Here is an 18,705-nt window from a genome sequence, read left to right on the forward strand (position 1 = left end):
CCGTCACTGGTTGACTCCGGTCATGGCGGCTTGCGACACAGGTCCGTCACAGAAAGTACAGAGCCCGGCAAAGCGGAGAAATCACAGCATGCTGAATACAGTGGCGTTAGACGCGGCGAACTCGGACGAGGGGCGGGCGTCGGCCCGGCCCCGCGGTCTGGGGCGTTTCGCGTTCCGGAGCTGGGCGGCGGTCTTCGCTGTCGGTCTGAGCCTGATGTTCTCGTTCTTCGGAGCGAGCACCGCGTCTGCGGTGACCCTCCTCGGGCCGGCCAACCTGAGCAGCCAGGCCGGGATCTGCCTCGACGGCGGCCCCGCCAACGAGAGCGGCAAGGGAGACGTCTACACGAACCCCTGCGATTCGGGGAACGTCTGGCAGAAGTGGCGGGTGGAGATCGTCTACCACGCCAGCTATGACGTCGTCATGATCCGTCACATGGCGACCGACACATGCCTGACCCAGCAGTTGGGGGTTGCCACGGTCCCGTGCAACGGCGGCGACGCCTCCCAGCTGTTCCAGGCGCAGGGCTCGGGCTGGAACGACGTCCAGCTCAAGGACATGTCGCTCGCCAACTGCGTGGACGGCGACCACGGCGGCAACGCCTACATGCTCGGGTGCAACGGCGGCCCCTACCAGCACTGGAAGCTGGGCTAGTCATCCCGGGGGCCGGGGGGAGAACCGCTGTTTCACGGTGGTTCTCCCCCCGGCTGTCGGTCACCGTCCCGGTGCTACGCCGTGTGGGTCAGGAAGCGTTGCGCCGTCTCCGCCAGGACCTCCCGGCCGTCCCGGGCCCACAGACCGTCGTTGAACAGCTCGACCTCGATGGCGCCGGTGTAGCCGGCCTCCTCCACATGAGCCTGCCATTCGCGCATGTCGATCGCGCCGTCGCCGATCTGGCCGCGGCCGTTGAGGACGCCCTCGGGGAGAGGGGTCGTCCAGTCGGCGAGCTGGAAGGTGTGGATGCGGCCGCCCGCGCCCGCCCGGGCGATCTGGGCGGGGGCCTGGTCGTCCCACCAGATGTGGTACGTGTCGACGGTGACGCCGACCTGGTGGGCGGGGAAGCGTTCCGCGAGGTCCAGGGCCTGGGTGAGGGTGGAGACCACGCAGCGGTCGGCGGCGTACATGGGGTGGAGGGGTTCGATGGCCAGCTTCACCCCGTGTTCCTCGGCGTAGGGGCCGAGGACGGCCAGGGCGTCCGCGATGCGTTCGCGGGCGCCGTGCAGGTCCTTGGAGCCGGCCGGGAGGCCGCCGGAGACGAGGACCAGGACGTCCGTGCCGAGGGTGGCCGCCTCGTCGACCGCACGGCGGTTGTCGGCCAGGGCCGCCGCCCGCTCGTCCGGGTCGATCGCCGTGAGGAAGCCGCCGCGGCAGAGGGTGGTGACGGTCAGGCCCGCGTCGCGGACCAGCTTGGCCGTCTGCTCCACGCCGTACGCCTGGACGGGCTCCCGCCACAGGCCGACGTTCGTGACGCCCAGGTCGCCGCAGGCGGCCACCAGTTCCGGCATCGACAGCTGCTTCACCGTCATCTGGTTGATGCTGAAGCGGGAGAGGGAGCCGGTCACTGCGTCACTCCGTAGAGGGCGAGGAGTGTCTTCATACGGTCCTCGGCCAGCTTGGGGTCGGGGAACAGGCCCAGACCGTCGGCGAGTTCGTAGGCGCGGGCGAAGTGCGGGAGGGAGCGGGCCGACTGCAGCCCGCCGACCATCGTGAAGTGCGACTGGTGGCCGGCCAGCCAGGCCAGGAACACCACGCCCGTCTTGTAGAAACGGGTGGGGGGCTGGAAGAGGTGGCGGGAGAGCTCGACCGTGGGGTCGAGCAGGGCACGGAAGCCGGCGGTGTCGCCCGTGTCGAGGACGCGGACCGCCTCCGCCGCCAGCGGGCCCAGCGGGTCGAAGATGCCGAGCAGGGCGTGGCTGAAGCCCTTCTCGTCGCCCGCGATCAGCTCGGGGTAGTTGAAGTCGTCGCCCGTGTAGCAGCGGACGCCCTGCGGCAGCCTGCGGCGGATGTCGATCTCCCGCCGGGCGTCGAGGAGCGACACCTTGATGCCCTCCACCTTGTCCGGGTGGGCGGCGATGACCTGCAAGAACACCTCGGTCGCCGCGTCGAGGCCGGAGGAGCCCCAGTAGCCCTCGAGCGCCGGGTCGAACATCGGGCCCAGCCAGTGCAGGACCACCGGGTCGGAGGCCTGGCGGAGCAGGTGGCCGTAGACGTCCAGGTAGTCGTCGGGGCCCGAGGCGGCCGCGGCGAGCGCGCGGGAGGCCATCAGGATCGCCTGGGCACCCGACTGTTCGACGAGCGCGAGCTGCTCCTCGTAGGCCGCGCGGACCTCGGCGAGGGTCGCCGGGCCGGTGAGCTGGTCGGTGCCCACGCCGCAGGCGATACGGCCGCCCACGGCGCGCGCCTCCGCCGCCGACCGGCGGATCAGCTCGGCCGCGCCCGCCCAGTCCAGGCCCATGCCGCGCTGGGCGGTGTCCATCGCCTCGGCGACGCCGAGCCCGTGCGACCACAGGTGGCGGCGGAAGGCGAGGGTGGCGTCCCAGTCGACGGCGGCGGGCGAGTCGGGCGACACGTCCGCGAACGGGTCGGCGACGACGTGCGCCGCCGAGAAGACCGTACGGGAGGTGAAAGGGGCGCCCGTGGTGAGGGCGAGGGGCTCCGTGCGGGGCTCGTACGTCTTCAGCGCGCCCGTGGGGTCGGGCAGTTGGATGGTCACAGCGAGATCTCCGGGACGTCGAGGCGGCGGCCCTCGGCCGAGGACTTCAGGCCCAGCTCGGCCAGCTGGACGCCACGGGCGCCGGCGAGGAGGTCCCAGTGGTACGGCGCGTCGGCGTAGACGTGCTTGAGGAACAGTTCCCACTGGGCCTTGAAGCCGTTGTCGAAGTCCTGGTTGTCCGGGATCTCCTGCCACTGGTCGCGGAAGGAGTAGGTGGCCGGGATGTCGGGGTTCCACACCGGCTTGGGGGTGAGGGAGCGGTGCTGGACGCGGCAGTTGCGCAGGCCGGCGACGGCCGAGCCCTCGGTGCCGTCGACCTGGAACTCGACCAGTTCGTCGCGGTTGACGCGGACGGCCCAGGAGGAGTTGATCTGGGCGATCGTGCCGCCGTCGAGCTCGAAGATGCCGTAGGCGGCGTCGTCGGCGGTGGCGTCGTAGGGCTTGTCGTTCTCGTCCCAGCGCTGCGGGATGTGGGTGGTGGCGATGGCCTGGACGGACTTCACCCGGCCGAACAGCTCGTGCAGGACGTACTCCCAGTGCGGGAACATGTCGACCACGATGCCGCCGCCGTCCTCGGCGCGGTAGTTCCACGACGGGCGCTGGGCGCTCTGCCAGTCGCCCTCGAAGACCCAGTAGCCGAACTCGCCGCGGACGGACAGGATCCGGCCGAAGAAGCCGCCGTCGATGAGGCGCTTCAGCTTGAGCAGGCCGGGGAGGAAAAGCTTGTCCTGGACGACGCCGTGCTTGATGCCCTTCTCCTGCGCGAGGCGGGCCAGCTCCAGGGCGCCGTCCAGGCCGGTGGCCGTCGGCTTCTCCGTGTAGATGTGCTTGCCGGCGGCGATCGCCTTCTTGATCGCCTCCTCGCGGGCGGAGGTCACCTGGGCGTCGAAGTAGATGTCGACGGTCGGGTCGGCGAGGACGGCGTCCACGTCGGTGGACACGTGCTCCAGGCCGTGCTGCTCGGCGAGCGCCTTGAGCACGTGCTCTCGGCGGCCGACGAGGATCGGTTCCGGCCACAGCACGGTGCCGTCGCCGAGGTCGAGTCCGCCCTGCTCACGGATGGCGAGGATGGAGCGGACCAGGTGCTGGCGGTAGCCCATGCGCCCGGTCACGCCGTTCATGGCGATACGAACCGTCTTGCGTGTCACGTCGGCCCCTTCGAAGGCGAGTACGCGGTTGTTGTGCGCCGCGTACGCCTCTTCCTGATCAGCGGTACAGCAAGCGCTTTCTATCCAAGAAGAAGCTAGCCTCTGACCACCGGTCTGGACAAGACCGTGTCCATCCCGAGTTGTTCGAGGGGGCGAACAACCCGGGCCTTGGGCCTTAAGGTCTGCACGACACGCCGGAACCGTGACCGCGGCCGGTCTGTCTACGAGGACGAAACGGGGCGTGGACGACCAAGGCCACGTGGACGGACGGCGTACGGAGACGTACGCCGTGCGAGGACGGACGGCGTACGAGGACCGTACGGCGTGCGAGGACGTACGCGTGCGAGGACGCACGGCTACGTACGACGAGATGTGCGACCGGAGGACGACGAGATGACGGTGACCCTGGCGGACGTGGCGGCGCGCGCGCAGGTCTCGCCCGCGACGGTGTCGCGCGTGCTGAACGGGAACTACCCCGTGGCCGCTTCCACCCGCGAACGGGTGCTGCGGGCGGTGGACGAGCTGGACTACGTGCTGAACGGCCCCGCCAGCGCCCTGGCGGCGGCGACCTCGGACCTGGTGGGAATCCTGGTCAACGACATCGCCGACCCGTTCTTCGGGATCATGGCGAGCGCGATCCAGTCGGAGATCGGGGGACCCGGCGGCCGGGCCGGGGGTGAGCGGCTGGCGGTGGTGTGCAACACCGGAGGCTCGCCGGAACGTGAACTGACCTACCTCACCCTGCTGCAGCGCCAGCGGGCCGCCGCCGTCGTGCTGACCGGCGGGGCCATGGAGAACGAGCCGCACGCGGCGGCCGTGGCGGCGAAGCTCCGCAAGCTCGGGGAGGCCGGGACGCGCGTCGTGCTGTGCGGGCGGCCGCCGGCACCGGAGACCTCGGCGATCGCGCTGACCTTCGACAACCGCGGCGGCGGGCGGGAGTTGACCGAGCACCTGATCGGGCTCGGCCACCGGCGGCTCGGTTACATCGCGGGCCCGGAGGAGCGGACGACGACCCGGCACCGGCTGGAGGGGCACCGGGCGGCGCTCGCCTCGGCGGGCATCGAGGAGGACCCCCGCTGGACGGTTCACGGCCGTTACGACCGGCGGGCGGGCTACGAGGCCACACTCGAACTGCTGCGCCGCGACCCGACGCTGACCGCGGTGGTCGCGGCGAACGACTCCGTCGCGGTGGGCGCGTGCGCGGCGCTGCGCGAGTCCGGGCTGCGGATCCCGGAGGACGTCTCGGTGGCCGGCTTCGACGACCTTCCCTTCAGCATCGACGCGGTGCCCTCGCTCACGACGGTCCGGCTGCCGCTCGCGGAGGCGGGGGCGAGGGCCGGCCGGATCGCGATGGGGCGGGAGGAGCCGCCGCCCGGGGGGATCGCGACGGTGCGGGGCGAGTTGATGGTGCGGGGGTCCTCGGGGGCGCCGCGCAGGTAGTGGCGGCTGGTGACGGGGCGGGGCCGCGGACGAGCGGCTCCCCTCCCCCCGACCGGCGCTCCACGGGGACGGCCTCCGCCGGTCCTGTACATACCAGTAGGTACAGAGCCCCGGAGACTTGTCGGCCGCCGGGGGCTGGAGGGGTGTGGCCGAGATTCGTGTCAAAGGGGCCCCGGGATGATCTTGAAGCCCTGATCTGCTCGGATTTACGTGCGGCGGCGTGCAGCGGGGTCGCGTTCGGCGACGTGCCGGGCGACCGAGTCGACGCCGGGCCGTGCGTATCGCTCCAGGGAGCGGACGGAGGCGTGGCGGGAACGGGCCGGCAGCATCGGGGTGGAGGTGCCGTCCTCCGCGTCGTGCGTGAGGGCACTGTGCCGGAGCCGGTGCAGGGCCCGGCCGGTCTCCGGGCACACGTCGAGCGTTGGTGTTCCGGCCGGGGCCTTGCGGTCGGTGAGGAACAGCGGGCCGCGGGTGCGGCGGGCGATGAGTCGGGGCAGGAGCTGGGCGGTGCCGGACTGCCAGTGAATCCACTCGGTCGCCCCGCCCTTGGCGGTGATCCTGCCGCGCTTGTCCTGCGGGTAGAGGTCTTCCACGTTGAGGCACAGCACCTCGTCGGCCCGTGCGGCGGACTCGTAGAGCATCTTCCACTGGGTCTTCTCCCGCAGCGCTACGTCGAGGCGCCACAGGGCGGCGATCTGGTTCTCCGCGAGAGCCTTGGTGCGGTCGGGCGGTGCCGGCCGCCGCTCGATGCCGATCGTGGGATCGCCTTCGATCCAGCCTTGGCGCTGCCACCAGCCGATCGCCTTTCGGGCGATGGACAGTTCGCGGTTGACGGTGTCGGCGTCCATCTCGTCAGCCCGCGCCGCCGCCAGCTCGGCCAAGACCTCCGGCAGCGCCGGGTCGTCGATCGCGGCGACGGGGAAGACGGGCGGCTTCGCGCCCCGGCGGGCGGGTCCGGTCGGCGTCGGTTCGCCCCCGAGCATCCATCCCCACGTCGTGAGGGAGATCCGGTAGATCCGCGTGGAGGACTCCGCGATGCCCGCACCGGTGAGGTACCGCTCGACCGCCGTGTCGTACGACGCGCGCGGGGCAGACAGAGGTACGACCCGAGCGCGCGGCAACCGAAGTGCGCCCCCGCTCCCGAGTTCGGTCACCGGTTCGATCGTCACGCCGTCCCGCCCTTGCGGCACTGCCGCAGCCCTGAGCATTACGCAGTGCTACACGCCATCTGGTCGTAGCTCTACGAGAACAGGGCCAGAGCGGAAGGCGCCTGCTGGTACTCGGCAACGGCGGGACAGGGCTGCAACCTGCGCCCGTAGTCAGCGCTCTTGTCCCGGGCCTCGGACGAGCAGCACACGGCGTCTTACCGATCGGCACCGAGCTGCTGCCCGAAGCCATCGACATCCAGCACGGGCAGTGCCTCCCGAACCGCCCGAGAAACGCTGCTCCTCGTCATCGACAGAGCCACCGGCTCGCCGAATGGGTCGCGGTCGACGACAGCAGCCGCCACGGGACCGTGACCCAGGTGCCCTCGCGGTGGTCACGCAGCCGGACGAGCCGGATGTCGTAGGCGTTGACCGCCTGGATCGGATGCCACCTCCGCGCGGTAGATGGCATTCGACTGGCCGGGCGGCCGGAACCAGGGAGTCCGCGGAGGTCGAAGCCGACATACGAGTCGACGTACTGCCGCAAGACGGGCGCCGGACGTGCACCGATCCCAGTGGCCGTGTGGTCCTCCATTCTCATCAGTGTACGAGCCGCCCAGCCCAGGAAGATCACAATCCAAGGACTGATCACCGCCGCTTGCGGCTGGTGACGATCCTGCTGGCTTGTTCCGTGCCCGGCGGGGCTCATCCCCTCGACCGCATCCGCGTTGGCCAGCTTGCCCGCCTCGGCCTCTCCCTCGCCGCGTAGGCGGATAAGCCAGCAGGATCGTCACCAGCCGCAAACGACGGCATTCCTACGACATGAGCGGCGGTACGTGTCGGTTGAGCGGGGCGGGCACCGAGGGTTGCCATGGAGGTGTCGGCGTACCGTCTGGGTTCAGGTCGTATGGCCACAGCCTGCTGAGCGCCTTCGGTTGCTCGCCCCATGGGACCAGGACGTTGGGGTTGCCGTGGTCGGCGGCCTGCCGGGCCCCGTGTCTGCGGCATGACCCAGCGGCAGGTTCTGGTCCCGTCTTTGCCGCATGCGCTTCGTTGATCGGCCCCATGCCGAGCGCTGCGTGTGGACCCTGGCAGGCCTTCTGTCGACCCAGGCGGCTTCTGGACCGGGCGGGCGGGGTGTGGCACCGTGCGCGGCCGTACGGGTGACCGTCCGTCCAGCGGTACGCCATCCGGACGTGGCAATCGAGTGGTGTGGCCATCGCACCCGTGATCAGGCCGTTTGCCGCCGCGTTTCTGCGTGTGCAGAAGTCCCGCGTGAGTCACCCGGCAGGAGACAACGATGGCCATCCACACGTTGAGGCGGCGCTTCGCCGCCCTCGGTACCGTCCTGGGACTGAGCGTCGCAGTTCCCTTCGCCGCAGGGGCCACCCCCGCGTACGCGCAGGCACAGCTGGAGATCACGAAGACTCATGTAGGGGAGTTCACCCGAGGCGGAGTGGGCACCTATCGCATCACGGTCCGCAATTCCGGTAACGAACCGACCAATGGCCCCACCTACATGGACGAGTTTTTCCCGGCCGACATCAGATACCAAGAGGTCCACATCGTCAGCTACACCACCGAGGAGTTTGGGTGTGAGGGTGTGGTCCCTCAGGCACCCGACCGGCGGTCGCTCGGTTGCCGGTCCTCCCAGATGGAACCTGGCGACAGCTACGTCGTCGACGTCGTCGTGTTCATCCCCAGCGACACGCCCTGCGCGGTCACCAACACAGCCACCGTGACCGACCTTGTTGTCACGGCCTCGGCGAGCCACACGATCGACATCCCAGGCCCCAACTGCGACGACGGAGGCAGCGGGGGCAATGGGGGTGGTGGGTCCATCCTCCCGATCAACCTCAACGGCGTGATTCCGATGTTCAACAACATCACCACCAACAACAACATCCACAGCCCAGGCGCCACCAACACCAGCAACCAGACCTTCGGGCTGAACACGCCCTGATCCCGGCCGCCGGCCGTGGCACGTCGCGGTCGCGGCAGAGCCGCCCCGCAGCCGGTGGCCCGGTGTCGTCAAGGCCTACGACCAGCGGCCCCCGACCAGGGGTTCCGGTAAGAACTCTGTCACCGATCCTGCTGGCTTACTCCGTGCCCGGCGGGGCTGACGGCTCGTTGGTTGGGACAGCAGCGGCCGTCTTGGCGTTCCCGGTCGCGGGTGGGGTGTGGAATGTCGATGCGGCCGAGGCCGTGGCCGAAGGTGCCTGAGCTGACCGCGCAGGTGGCGCCGGCGGTGGCGGCACGGGGCCCGTACCCGTTGGCGATGCGGGTCCGTGACGAGCTGGGCGAGTTGTTCGCGGACGCCGAGTTCGCCGAGGCGTTCGGAACCCGAGGGAGGCCGGGCTGGTCACCGGGCCAGCTGGCGCTGGTGACGGTGTTGCAGTTCGCTGAGAACCTCACCGACCGGGCGGCAGCGCATCGGGTGCGGTACGGCATGGACCTGAAGTACGCGCTCGGCCTGGAGCTGGATGATCCCGGGTTCGACGCCTCGGCACTGTCCGAGTTCCGCACGCGACTGGTCAAGCACGGGATGGAGGAGAAGGTGCTCGACCTGCTGCTGACCGCCCTCAAGGACTGGGGCCTGGTGAAGGCCGGAGGCAGGCAGCGCACCGACTCCACCCGCGTGCTGGCGGCGGTACGCGACCTGAACAGGCTGGAGCTGGCCGGGGAAACACTGCGGGCCACGCTGGAGGCGCTGGCCTGCGCGGCCCCGGACTGGCTGACCCAGGCGGTGCCCGTTCGGGAATGGGCCGAACGCTACGGCCCACGGACTCACTCCTGGCATCCGCCGGCTGGGAGTTCGCGCAGCCAGGCCGGGGCATCAGGGGCATGCACCGCCTCCAGCAGCGCAAACCCGTCCCGGCCGTAGACCAGGGCCATCTCCTCGCGTTTGCTCGTGGAAGCCGGTGCAGGTCTGCGCACGATGTGGGTGCAGAACTACCACCGCACCGTGGCCGAGGCCGGAGCGGAGGTGAAGCGGCGGGAGAGCAAAGACCTCCCGCCCGGCAGACTGCGGCTGGCCTGTCCGTACGACACCGACGCGCGCTACGGCCTCAAACAGGGCTCCTGGTGGACCGGCTACAAGATCCACATCAGTGAGTCCTGCGACGATGCCGATGACCAGGACCCGGATGCCGACGGCCAGACGCTGATTCCCGGGGCCGACGGACCGCTGCCGCGCTTGATCACCAGCATCGCGACCACCGACGCCACAGTGACCGATGCGGAAATGACCGAACCGGTCCATCACATGCTCGCCGCCCGCGACCTCCTGCCCACCGAGCACTTCCTCGATTCCGGTTACGCCTCCGCCGAGTTGATCGTGGGCATGAAGAAGAACTTCGGGGTCACCCTGGTCACCCCGGTCCTGATGAACAGCTCACCCCAGGCGCGTGCCGGCGCCGGTTTCGACCGCACCGCGTTCACCACGACTGGGACAAGCGGCAGGCCACCTGCCCGCGCGGGGACAACAGCACCTGGTGGAGCCCCGCCACCCTGCGCGGCACCAAGGCCATCGTCATCAAGTTCGACAAGGCGACATGCCGCCCCTGCCCGGTGCGCGACCAGTGCACCCGCTCGAAGACCGGCGGCCCGACCCTCTCCCTGCAACCCCGCGAGCTGCAAGAAGTCCTCGACCATGCCCGCCTCCAGCAGGGCGACGAGCAGTGGCGAGCCAAGTACGGAACCCGCGCCTCCACCACCTTCTCCAGCGCGATGTTGATCAGATCCGCCGGGCGGTTCTTCGCCGCGGCCTCCTTGCGGATCGACTGCTCGACGATCCCCCGAGCCTTGGCCTGGTCGTATGTCACGCCGGCCTGCTTGCGGACCAAGCCCCGGTGGTGCTTGGCGGTCCGCTCCGCCCGGTACACCGGCAGAGTGCCCTCCGGCAGCTCCACCGCACGCTGGAGGAAGTCCACCACCATCTCCGGGACGTCCTCCAGCGCCGGGAAACACCCCATGCGCCGGTACGACTTCAGCATCAGCAGCAGCGCCAGCAGATGCTCATCGCAGTCCGTGGCATCGGCGGCCCACTCCAGCTCATCGCGGCTCGGGGAGAAGAACAGATGCAGCTCATGCGCGGTGATCAGCCGCTTGAACCGCGGATACGCGGTCCGTTCAATCGATGTCACAACCCATCCCAGGCCCCAGACGACGTTCAACATCACCACCAACGACACTGAGTGGGCGACGGGCGCTCAGGGCTCCAAGATCATCCCGTTGCCCCTTTGGCGCGTATCTCGGTCACACCCTCTGGAGGCGGGCGGGCCACGCGGGCTAGGCTCGCGGAGAAAAATCTCTGACTGAGTCAGAGATCGCCGCGAGGGGATCGGAGTCGGTCTTGACAGTCACCGTCCAGGAGTTCCGCGCCTTCAACCGCTTCTACACGAACGTCATCGGCGCCCTCGACTACGGCCGCCGCCTCTACGCCCCCTACAGCCTCACCGAGTCCCGCGTCCTGTACGAACTCGCGCACGCCCCGCGAACCGACGCGGCCGATCTGCGGGCCGCGCTCTCGCTGGACTCGGGCTATCTGAGCCGGATCCTGAACCGGTTCGAGCAGGACGGCCTGGTGGAACGGACACCGTCCGAGGAGGACTCGCGGCGGCGCCGGGTCGCCCTCACCGCGCGTGGCCGGGAAGCCGCAGGGCTGCTCGACGAGCGGGCCCAGGAAAGCACGGGGGAACTGCTGGAGAGCGTCGCCCCCGCCGACCGGGCGCGGCTCGCCGAGGCCATGCGGGCCATGCGCGACCTGCTGGAGAAGCGTCCGAGGACACCCGACGACGTCGTCCTCCGCGGGCCGCAGCCCGGTGACCTCGGCTGGATCGTGCAGCGCAACGCCGCGCTCTACACCGCCGAGCACGGGTTCGACGTGACGTACGAGGGACTGGTCGCCCGGATCGTCGGCGAGTACGCCGAGGACCACGACCCGAACCTCGAGCGGGTGTGGATCGCCGAGCTGGACGGACGGGCGGTCGGCTGTGTGATGTGCGTACGGGACGAGGCGCCCGGCACCGCCCGGCTGCGGCTGCTGCTCGTCGAGCCGGAGGCGCGGGGGCTCGGCATCGGGGACCGGCTGGTCGGCGCGGTCGTCGACTTCGCGCGCGAGGCCGGCTACGACGACCTCGTCCTGTGGACCAACGACATCCTCGCCACCGCCCGCCACATCTACCGGCGCCACGGGTTCACGCTCACCGCCGAGCGGCCCCACCACTCCTTCGGCAAGGACCTGAACGGCCAGGACTGGCGGCTCGCGCTACGGCAAGTAGGGTCCGAGACATGAAACTCGCCTTCTCCACCCTCGGTGTGCCCGGACTGTCCGTAGCGGAGGTAGTGGCGCTCGCCTCCGGGCACGGCTACCACGGCGTCGAACTGCGCGCCCATCCGGAGGAGCCGGTCCATCCCGGCATCGGACCGGAGGAACGCGCCGCCGCGGCCACCGCGTTCCAGGCCGGCGGGGTGGAGGTGCTCGGGATCGCCGGGTACGCGCGGGTCGCGGCTCCCGGCGACGACGCGGCGGTCGTCGAGGAGGTCAGGACGCTGATCGACCTCGCCGTCGACCTCGGGGCGTCGTACGTCCGCGTCTTCCCCGGCGGCGCGGAGGGGCAGACGGATGCCGACGCCGTCGCCGCGCGCAGGCTGGGCACGGTCGCGCTGTACGCCGCCGAGCGCGACGTACGCGTCCTGCTGGAGACCCACGACTCGCACCGCACCGGTGCCGACGCCATCCGGATCCTCGGCCCGGTCGGGCACCGGCACGTCGGTGCCCTGTGGGACGTGATGCACACCTGGCTGGGCGGTGAGCAGCCTCAGGACACGTACGCGGCGCTATTCCCGTATCTCGGATACGTGCAGGTCAAGGACATCTCCTCGGCCGAGGACACCACGCCGCTGGCGCTGGGCGCCGGAGTCCTGCCGCTGGCCGAGTGCGTGGAGGTACTGACCCGGCACGGGTGGGACGGGTGGCTGTGCTGGGAGTACGAGAAGCGCTGGTACGAGAAGGCGGCCCCGCTGCCGGGGCTGCTGGCGCGGGGCCGCGAGCACCTGGGGCGGCTGCTCAACGATTCGGCGTGAAGCCGCGCTCTCACGAACCACCCGGTCCACGGTCGCGCGCGGACGTCGTGACACCCGGCAGGAAGCGTGCCACCCGCTTCTCCAGCAGCGCCCGCCGCTCCGGCCACTCGTCGGCCGTGATCGAGAAGATCGCGGAGTCGCGGAGGCGGCCGTCCTCGCCGGGGGCCCAGGAGCGGGACCAGTTGCGCAGGACGCCCTCGAAGCGGGCGCCCACGCTCTCGATGGCCGCGCGGGAGCGGGCGTTGCGGGCGTCGGTCTTCAGGTCGACGCGGGAGACGCCCCACTCCTCGAAGGCGTGCCGGAAGAGGAGGAGCTTGGCCTCGGCGTTCACCCCCGTGCCCTGGGCGGAGGCGGCGAGCCAGGTGAAGCCGACCTCGACGGCGTCGAGCCGGTCGTCGGTCCGCCAGGTGCGCGGTTCCCAGTACGAGGTGGCGCCGACCGCCCGTCCCGAGGCGACGGACACCTGGGCGTAGGGCGCGAGCCGGCCGGTGGCGGCGCGGGCGAACTGGGCGTCCAGGTAGGTGTCGATCTCGTCGGCCCTCGGCACCCAGGTGAACGCGTACGTCCCCCGGTCCTCCTCCGCCGCCGCCGCCAACTCGGCGGCGTGCCGCCGCTCCAGCGGCTCCAGACGCACCAACTCGCCCTCGAGAACCGGCCCTCGCAGTGTGAACGTCACCCGGTCAAGTCCTTCCGCAACTCCGCGAACGCCTCGTGGAACCCGGGGAAAGTCTTGCGGACGCAGCCGGGGTCGTCGAACGAGATTCCGGGGGTGCGCAGGGCGGTCACCGCGAAGGACATGGCGATGCGGTGGTCGCCGTAGGTCTTGATGTCGGTGCCCTCGGGGGTGCCGGGCCGGATCTCGATCCAGTCGGGACCGGTGGCGACGCCGATGCCCAGCCGCCGCAGGTTCTCCGCGCAGGCCTCCAGCCGGTCGCACTCCTTCACGCGCGTGTTGGCGACGTCCTCGATGCGTACGGGCCCGGAGGCGAAGGGCGCGAGGGCGGCGAGGGTCGGCATGGTGTCGGAGATGTCCCGCATGTTGACGGTGAGGCCGCGGAGTTCGCCGGTGCCGCGCACGGTCGTACGGTCCGCGCCGATGTCCACCCGGGCGCCCATCCGCCGCAGCACCTCCACGAAGCCCAGGTCGCCCTGGAGCGCGCCCTCGCCGAGGCCCGGCACGGTCACCTCGCCGCCGGTGAGCGCGGCGGCCGCGAAGAAGTAGCTCGAGGTGGAGGCGTCGGGTTCGATCGCGTACGTGGTGGCGCGGTAGCCGCCGGGCGGGACGACGTACGTGGTCCCCTCCCTGGTCACCTCCACGCCGAACGACCGCATCATCGCGATCGTGATCTCCACGTACGGCGCCGAGACCAGGTCGGTGACGGTGATGCGCAGGCCGGTGCGGGTGAGCGGGCCGAGCAGGAGGAGAGCGGTGAGGTACTGGGAGGACTGGCCGGCGTCCAGCGTCACGGCACCGCCCTGGACGCCGTTCGCCGTGACGGTGAGCGGGTGGTGGCCCTCCGCCTCCTCGTGCCGCAGGTCCACGCCCAGGTCGCGCAGGGCGCGGGTGAGCGGGAGCAGGGGGCGGCGGCGCATCTGCGGTGAGGCGTCGAAACGGTAGGTCCCGTGGCCGGCCGCGGCGAGGGTGGGCAGGAAGCGGGCGGTGGTGGCGCCGTCCCGGCAGTAGACGTCGGCCTCGGCGACCGCGGGTCCCTGCGGACGGCCGTCCACCTGCCAGGCGTCCGGGGTCCGGCCGACCCGGTACCCGAGCCGGGCCAGTCCCTCCGCGAAGCCCTCGGTGTCGTCGGAACGCAGCGGCCGCTGAAGGGTGGTGACCCCGTCGGCGGCCGCCGCGAGGAACAGGGCGCGGGCGGTGATGGACTTGGAACCGGGAATGGCGACAAGGGGCATGCCCCTCATGATCTCGCGCCGGACCCGCCGGATGCGGGCAGGTCCACGAAATGGACGGGGCGGGCCGGTTACGGGACGGGGGACGGGGTGAGCGCCGCCGGTTCCGGAGCGGCTTGCCGCGAGGTGCGCGCGGGCGCCAACGACGTGAGCGCCACCCCTCCGACCAGCAGGGCCGCCGCGCACCAGCGCAGACCGCTGATCGACTCGCCCAGGAACAGGGCGGCGGACGACATCCCGAAGACCGGGACCAGGAGGGAGAAGGGCGCCACGGTCGACGCCGGATGGCGCCGCAGCAGCCACCCCCACGCCCCGAACCCGAAGACCGTCGTGACCCAGGCGACGTAGACGACCGTGCCGGCGCCCTGCCAGTCGAGATTCCGGAGGGCTTCCAGGTCCCTGTCCGGGCCCTCCGTGAGGAGCGACAGGCCGAGGAGCGGCAGCACCGGGACCGTACTCACCCACACCATGAAGTTCAGCGCGTCGGGCGGGGACGCCTTGCGGGTGAGGACGTTGGAGACGCCCCAGCAGGCCGCTGCCGCGATGACCATCGCGAAGGCGCCGAGCGGCCCGGAGGCCCCTTCGTCCACGGCCGCCACGCCTATCCCCGCGAGGGCGACGGCCATCCCCGCCAGCCGCAGCCGGGTGGGCCGCTCACCGAGTACGGCGAAGGCCACGGCGGCCGTGAACACGGACTGGATCTGGAGGACGAGGGAGGACAGTCCGGCCGGCATCCCGGCGTCCATCCCGACGAAGAGAAGACCGAACTTCGCGACCCCGAGCACCAGTCCCACCCCCACGATCCACTTCCACGCGACCTTCGGCCGGCCGACGAGGAAGACGGCGGGCAGGGCGGCCACGAGGAAGCGCAGGGCGGAGAAGAGGAGGGGCGGGAAGTGGCCGAGACCGATCTCGATGACGGTGAAGTTGACACCCCAGACGGCGGCGACGAGGACGGCGAGGGCGAGGTGGGCGGGTCGCATGGATCGAGGATCACCCGCGCCCATCGTGAAGCACCAGCGATGATTGCTGCATGATTGGATGAAGCAACGCTACCGATGGGAGGCATGGTGCTCGATCTCCAGCGCTTGCGCGCCCTGCACGCCGTCTCCGTCCACGGCACGGTCGGGGCGGCCGCCGCCGCGCTCGGCTACACCCCGTCCGCCGTCTCCCAGCAGCTCGCCAAGCTGGAACGGGAGACGAAGACAGTGCTCCTCGAGCGCGAGGGCCGGGGCGTCCGCCTCACCGACGAGGCGCTCCAACTCGTCGCCGCGGCGAAGGAGTTGCTGGCGATCGTCGAACGCGCGGAGACGGAGCTCGAGGAGCGGCGCGGGGTGCCGTCCGGCCGTCTGACGATCGCGGCGTTCCCGTCCGCCGCCCGCGGCCTGCTCCCCTCCGCCCTCGCCGAACTGGCCCGCGCCCACCCCGCCCTGGACGCGCGGCTCAGCGAGATCGACCCGCATCTGTCGGTGGACCTGGTGGCGAAGGGCGCCGTGGACCTCGCCGTGGCCCACGACTGGGACATCGCCCCGCTGCCCGCCCCGGCGGGCGTGGAGCACGCGATGATCGGCGACGACGAGTGCGACCTGCTGGTCCCGGCCGGCCATCTCTTCGCGGGCCGTACGGCGGTCCGGCGGGAGGAACTGGGCGGCGAACGCTGGATCTGCCAGCCGCCCGGCCGGGTCTGCCACGACTGGCTGCTGCGCACCCTGCGCGGGGCGGGCCACGAGCCGGACGTCGTCCACACGGCCGACGAGAACCCGACCCTCGTCGCCCTGGTCGCGGCGGGCCTGGGCGTCGCCCTCATCCCCCGCCTGGGCCGCGGCCCGCTCCCGCCGGGGGTGGTGGAGGTCCCGCTCGACCCGGTCCCCGTCCGCCGCCTGTACGCCCTGTGGCGCGAGGGCGCGTCCCGCCGCCTGGCGATCGCGGAGACGGTACGGGTGCTGCGGGAGTGCTGGCCGAGGGTCTCCGGCTGACCTGCACGAAGAGGTCGTCGGCGACGGTGGCGTGCACCGCGCGCCCGGAGCACACGGTGAGCTGCCCGAGATCGGCACAGGCCTCGACGCGTGCGCGGACGTGGCCACGAGGGTTCGGGGTGAACACGCATGCAGGCCGGGCTCTTCCATGAAATCCCAAAGCCGTCGGAAGAGTGTTCTCGGTGCGGTGTCGGCCCTCGCCGCCGGCTGCGATCGCCGGCCCGCCCTCTCCGCCGCACCGGGGCCGACGGTGTTGCCGTCATCGGCGCGCCCCCTTCAATGCGCCGGTGGCGTCCCCCTTCGCGGGTAGCGTGCGCCACCGGAAGCACCAGGAAGCACCGGTCCGCCCCTCCGGAAGGAGAGCGCGCATGCCCTCCCGACGCGCCGTCCTCGCCGCCACCGCGGCCGCCCTCACCGTCGGCGGCACGGCGCGGGCGGACGACCACGACCCGTCGGCCCTTCTGAGCCGGATGACGCTCGAGGAGAAGGTCGGCCAGCTCTTCGTCGCGCGGGTGTACGGGCGCTCCGCGACCGCGCCCGACCAGGCCGACGCCGACGCCAACCTGACGGAGCTCGGCGTCCGTACCGCCGCCGAACTGGTCGAGCGGTACCGGCCGGGCGGGATCATCTACTTCAGCTGGGCGCACAACACCCGCGACCCGCGCCAGATCGCCGAGCTCTCCGACGGCATCCAGCGGGCCTCGCTCGCCCTCCCCCGCGGTCTGCCCGTGCTGATCTCCACGGATCAGGAGCACGGGATCGTGTGCCGGATCGGCCGGCCCGCGACCCTCTTTCCCGGCGCGATGGCCGTGGGGGCGGGAGGCTCGCGCGCCGACGCCCGCGCCCTCGGGCTGATCGCCGGACGTGAGCTGCGGGCGATGGGGATCCGGCAGAACTACTCCCCCGTGGCCGATGTGAACGTCAATCCGGCCAATCCCGTCATCGGCGTGCGTTCGTTCGGCGCCGACCCGGAGGCGGTGGCGGGCCTGGTCGCCGAGGAGGTCGCGGGCTGTCAGGAGGCCGGGGTCGCCGCCACCGTCAAGCACTTCCCCGGGCACGGCGACACCGCCGTCGACAGCCACACCGGCTTCCCCGTCATCACCCACAGCCGGGACGAGTGGGAGCGGCTGGACGCCGTACCCTTCCGGGCGGCGATCGCGGCCGGCGTCGACTCCGTGATGACCGGGCATCTCCTCGTCCCCGCCCTCGACGACTCGGGCGACCCCGCCACCCTCTCCCGCCCCATCCTCACCGGCATCCTGCGCGAACGCCTCGGCTTCGACGGGGTCGTGGTCACCGATGCGCTGAACATGGCCGGGGTGCGGACCAAGTACGGCGACGAGCGGGTGCCGGTGCTCGCGCTCAAGGCCGGGGCCGATCAGCTCCTCGACCCGCCCGACCTCGCCGTCGCCTGGAACGCCGTGCTGAGTGCCGTGAAGGAAGGAGAGATCAGCGAGGAGCGGCTCGATGCGTCCGTGCTGCGGATTCTGCGGCTGAAGGAGAAGCTGGGGCTGCTCGCCGAGCCGTACGTCGATCCTGGCGCCGTCGGGCGGATCGTCGGACGGCCCGAGCATCTCGCGCTCGCCGAGCGGATCTCCGAGCGGACGACGACCCTGATCGTCGACGAGGGCCCACTGCTGCCCCTCTCCCCCCGCACGCACCCCCGCCTGCTGGTCGTGGGCGCCGACCCGGCCTCCCCCTCCGGTACGACCGGGCCGCCGACCGGGGTACTCGCCACCGCGCTCACCGGCCTCGGGTTCACGGCCACCGCCCTGTCCACGGGCACGGAACCGTCCGACGCGGCGATCGGGCGGGCAGTCGCGGCGGCGGGCGAGGCGGACGCCGTGCTGGTGACGACGTACAACGTCACCGCCACCAGCCCGCAGCGCACCCTCGTGGAGCGGCTCGCGGCGACCGGGCGGCCGGTGGTCGCGGTGGCGGTCCGCAACCCGTACGACGTTGCCCACCTGCCCTCCGCCCGGGCCTGCCTCGCCGCCTACTCCTGGACCGACGTCGAACTGCTCGCCGCCGCCCGGGTGATCGCCGGAACGGTACGGCCCCGGGGACGGCTCCCGGTGGCGGTGCCGCGCGCGGACGACCCGGCCCGGGTGCTGTACCCGGTCGGGCACGGCCTGGGGTATCAGCCCTGCGGTACCAAGGGCTGTCCCGTGACGGCAGGGGATGGCTCTGGTGCACGGTCGTGAGGGGCGGGCGGCCCAGGGGTTCGGAAGCCACCCGCCTACCCTGGAGCTGTGCGGCGGTCTCGGGCTTTGCCGAATGGTTCTGATGTCCT

At 71.4% G+C, this 18,705-nt stretch carries 15 protein-coding genes and 3 pseudogenes; 9 read left to right on the plus strand and 9 right to left on the minus strand.

Features of this window, described 5'->3' with window-relative positions; genetic code table 11:
• Window positions 1–100: 100 nt before the first annotated feature.
• On the plus strand, window positions 101–652 hold the full coding sequence (locus tag ABT057_RS16195) for an RICIN domain-containing protein (protein ID WP_352343620.1): 552 nt from the start codon (window positions 101–103) through the stop codon (window positions 650–652).
• A 74-nt stretch (window positions 653–726) separates the two neighbouring features.
• Here ABT057_RS16195 and ABT057_RS16200 read toward each other — a convergent pair whose 3' ends face one another.
• The 3 genes from ABT057_RS16200 to ABT057_RS16210 are packed head-to-tail and all read right to left on the minus strand — an operon-like array spanning window position 727 to window position 3,859.
• Window positions 727–1,524, minus strand: a complete 798-nt coding sequence (locus ABT057_RS16200) for a sugar phosphate isomerase/epimerase family protein (RefSeq protein ID WP_352343707.1) — start codon at window positions 1,522–1,524, stop codon at window positions 727–729.
• A 32-nt stretch (window positions 1,525–1,556) separates the two neighbouring features.
• On the minus strand, window positions 1,557–2,711 hold the full coding sequence (locus ABT057_RS16205) for a dihydrodipicolinate synthase family protein (RefSeq protein ID WP_352343621.1): 1,155 nt from the start codon (window positions 2,709–2,711) through the stop codon (window positions 1,557–1,559).
• Entirely contained in the window at window positions 2,708–3,859 is a 1,152-nt protein-coding gene (locus ABT057_RS16210) for a Gfo/Idh/MocA family protein (RefSeq protein ID WP_352343622.1), read from the minus strand. The genes ABT057_RS16205 and ABT057_RS16210 overlap by 4 nt, the downstream gene beginning before the upstream one ends.
• Before the next feature lie 393 nt (window positions 3,860–4,252).
• Between ABT057_RS16210 and ABT057_RS16215 the strand changes: the two genes are divergently transcribed.
• Window positions 4,253–5,299 (plus strand): LacI family DNA-binding transcriptional regulator, encoded by a 1,047-nt coding sequence (locus tag ABT057_RS16215; RefSeq protein WP_352343623.1) that lies wholly within the window; start codon window positions 4,253–4,255, stop codon window positions 5,297–5,299.
• A gap of 206 nt (window positions 5,300–5,505) precedes the next feature.
• Here ABT057_RS16215 and ABT057_RS16220 read toward each other — a convergent pair whose 3' ends face one another.
• The gene (locus ABT057_RS16220) at window positions 5,506–6,468 is read right to left on the minus strand and encodes a tyrosine-type recombinase/integrase (protein ID WP_352343624.1); all 963 of its coding nucleotides are present in this window, start codon (window positions 6,466–6,468) and stop codon (window positions 5,506–5,508) included.
• A gap of 472 nt (window positions 6,469–6,940) precedes the next feature.
• Window positions 6,941–7,039: pseudogene (locus ABT057_RS16225) on the minus strand (AraC family transcriptional regulator); the annotation flags it as partial.
• A 705-nt stretch (window positions 7,040–7,744) separates the two neighbouring features.
• On the opposite strand from ABT057_RS16225, the gene ABT057_RS16230 reads away from it, so the two are divergent.
• The 3 genes and pseudogenes from ABT057_RS16230 to ABT057_RS16240 all read left to right on the plus strand — a co-directional run.
• Window positions 7,745–8,407, plus strand: a complete 663-nt coding sequence (locus ABT057_RS16230) for a hypothetical protein (protein ID WP_352343626.1) — start codon at window positions 7,745–7,747, stop codon at window positions 8,405–8,407.
• Between the two features lie 252 nt (window positions 8,408–8,659).
• Window positions 8,660–9,328: a transposase gene (locus ABT057_RS16235; protein ID WP_352343627.1), complete on the plus strand. Its 669-nt coding sequence runs from the start codon at window positions 8,660–8,662 to the stop codon at window positions 9,326–9,328.
• Between the two features lie 626 nt (window positions 9,329–9,954).
• A pseudogene (locus tag ABT057_RS16240) lies at window positions 9,955–10,098 on the plus strand (transposase); the annotation flags it as partial.
• Between the two features lie 104 nt (window positions 10,099–10,202).
• On the opposite strand, the pseudogene ABT057_RS16245 reads toward ABT057_RS16240, so the two are convergent.
• Window positions 10,203–10,622 (minus strand): annotated as a pseudogene (locus ABT057_RS16245) (DUF4158 domain-containing protein); the annotation flags it as partial.
• 176 nt (window positions 10,623–10,798) lie between these two features.
• On the opposite strand from ABT057_RS16245, the gene ABT057_RS16250 reads away from it, so the two are divergent.
• Window positions 10,799–11,740 (plus strand): bifunctional helix-turn-helix transcriptional regulator/GNAT family N-acetyltransferase, encoded by a 942-nt coding sequence (locus tag ABT057_RS16250; RefSeq protein ID WP_352343628.1) that lies wholly within the window; start codon window positions 10,799–10,801, stop codon window positions 11,738–11,740.
• Window positions 11,737–12,531, plus strand: a complete 795-nt coding sequence (locus ABT057_RS16255; RefSeq protein ID WP_352343629.1) for a sugar phosphate isomerase/epimerase family protein — start codon at window positions 11,737–11,739, stop codon at window positions 12,529–12,531. The genes ABT057_RS16250 and ABT057_RS16255 overlap by 4 nt, the downstream gene beginning before the upstream one ends.
• Before the next feature lie 10 nt (window positions 12,532–12,541).
• Here ABT057_RS16255 and ABT057_RS16260 read toward each other — a convergent pair whose 3' ends face one another.
• The 3 genes from ABT057_RS16260 to ABT057_RS16270 all read right to left on the minus strand — a co-directional run bounded on the left by ABT057_RS16260 (window position 12,542) and on the right by ABT057_RS16270 (window position 15,419).
• On the minus strand, window positions 12,542–13,207 hold the full coding sequence (locus ABT057_RS16260; RefSeq protein WP_352343631.1) for a GNAT family N-acetyltransferase: 666 nt from the start codon (window positions 13,205–13,207) through the stop codon (window positions 12,542–12,544).
• A complete protein-coding gene (aroA, locus tag ABT057_RS16265) occupies window positions 13,204–14,439 on the minus strand; it encodes a 3-phosphoshikimate 1-carboxyvinyltransferase (protein ID WP_352343632.1) in 1,236 nt (411 codons plus the stop codon). Before aroA ends, ABT057_RS16260 begins: the two co-directional genes overlap by 4 nt.
• A 68-nt stretch (window positions 14,440–14,507) precedes the next feature.
• Window positions 14,508–15,419 (minus strand): EamA family transporter, encoded by a 912-nt coding sequence (locus ABT057_RS16270; RefSeq protein ID WP_352343633.1) that lies wholly within the window; start codon window positions 15,417–15,419, stop codon window positions 14,508–14,510.
• Between the two features lie 87 nt (window positions 15,420–15,506).
• On the opposite strand from ABT057_RS16270, the gene ABT057_RS16275 reads away from it, so the two are divergent.
• Together ABT057_RS16275 and ABT057_RS16280 are read left to right on the plus strand one after the other, a co-directional pair.
• The gene (locus tag ABT057_RS16275) at window positions 15,507–16,412 is read left to right on the plus strand and encodes a LysR family transcriptional regulator (RefSeq protein WP_352343708.1); all 906 of its coding nucleotides are present in this window, start codon (window positions 15,507–15,509) and stop codon (window positions 16,410–16,412) included.
• A gap of 368 nt (window positions 16,413–16,780) precedes the next feature.
• Window positions 16,781–18,616 carry a glycoside hydrolase family 3 protein gene (locus ABT057_RS16280; protein WP_352343635.1) on the plus strand — a complete coding sequence of 612 codons (1,836 nt, stop codon included), beginning with the start codon at window positions 16,781–16,783 and terminating at the stop codon, window positions 18,614–18,616.
• Window positions 18,617–18,705: the final 89 nt, after the last annotated feature.

It is taken from the genome of Streptomyces sp. NPDC002588, from assembly GCF_040295925.1.
GTDB lineage: Bacteria > Actinomycetota > Actinomycetes > Streptomycetales > Streptomycetaceae > Streptomyces.

Excerpts from the sequence above, each read along its gene's own strand:
- ABT057_RS16200 (WP_352343707.1), bottom strand. The coding sequence starts at position 1,524 with ATGACGGTGAAGCAGCTGTCGATGCCGGAACTGGTGGCCGCCTGCGGC.
- ABT057_RS16215 (WP_352343623.1), top strand. The coding sequence starts at position 4,253 with ATGACGGTGACCCTGGCGGACGTGGCGGCGCGCGCGCAGGTCTCGCCC.
- ABT057_RS16270 (WP_352343633.1), bottom strand. The coding sequence starts at position 15,419 with ATGCGACCCGCCCACCTCGCCCTCGCCGTCCTCGTCGCCGCCGTCTGG.
- aroA (WP_352343632.1), bottom strand. The coding sequence starts at position 14,439 with ATGCCCCTTGTCGCCATTCCCGGTTCCAAGTCCATCACCGCCCGCGCC.
- ABT057_RS16280 (WP_352343635.1), top strand. The coding sequence starts at position 16,781 with ATGCCCTCCCGACGCGCCGTCCTCGCCGCCACCGCGGCCGCCCTCACC.
- ABT057_RS16230 (WP_352343626.1), top strand. The coding sequence starts at position 7,745 with ATGGCCATCCACACGTTGAGGCGGCGCTTCGCCGCCCTCGGTACCGTC.
- ABT057_RS16255 (WP_352343629.1), top strand. The coding sequence starts at position 11,737 with ATGAAACTCGCCTTCTCCACCCTCGGTGTGCCCGGACTGTCCGTAGCG.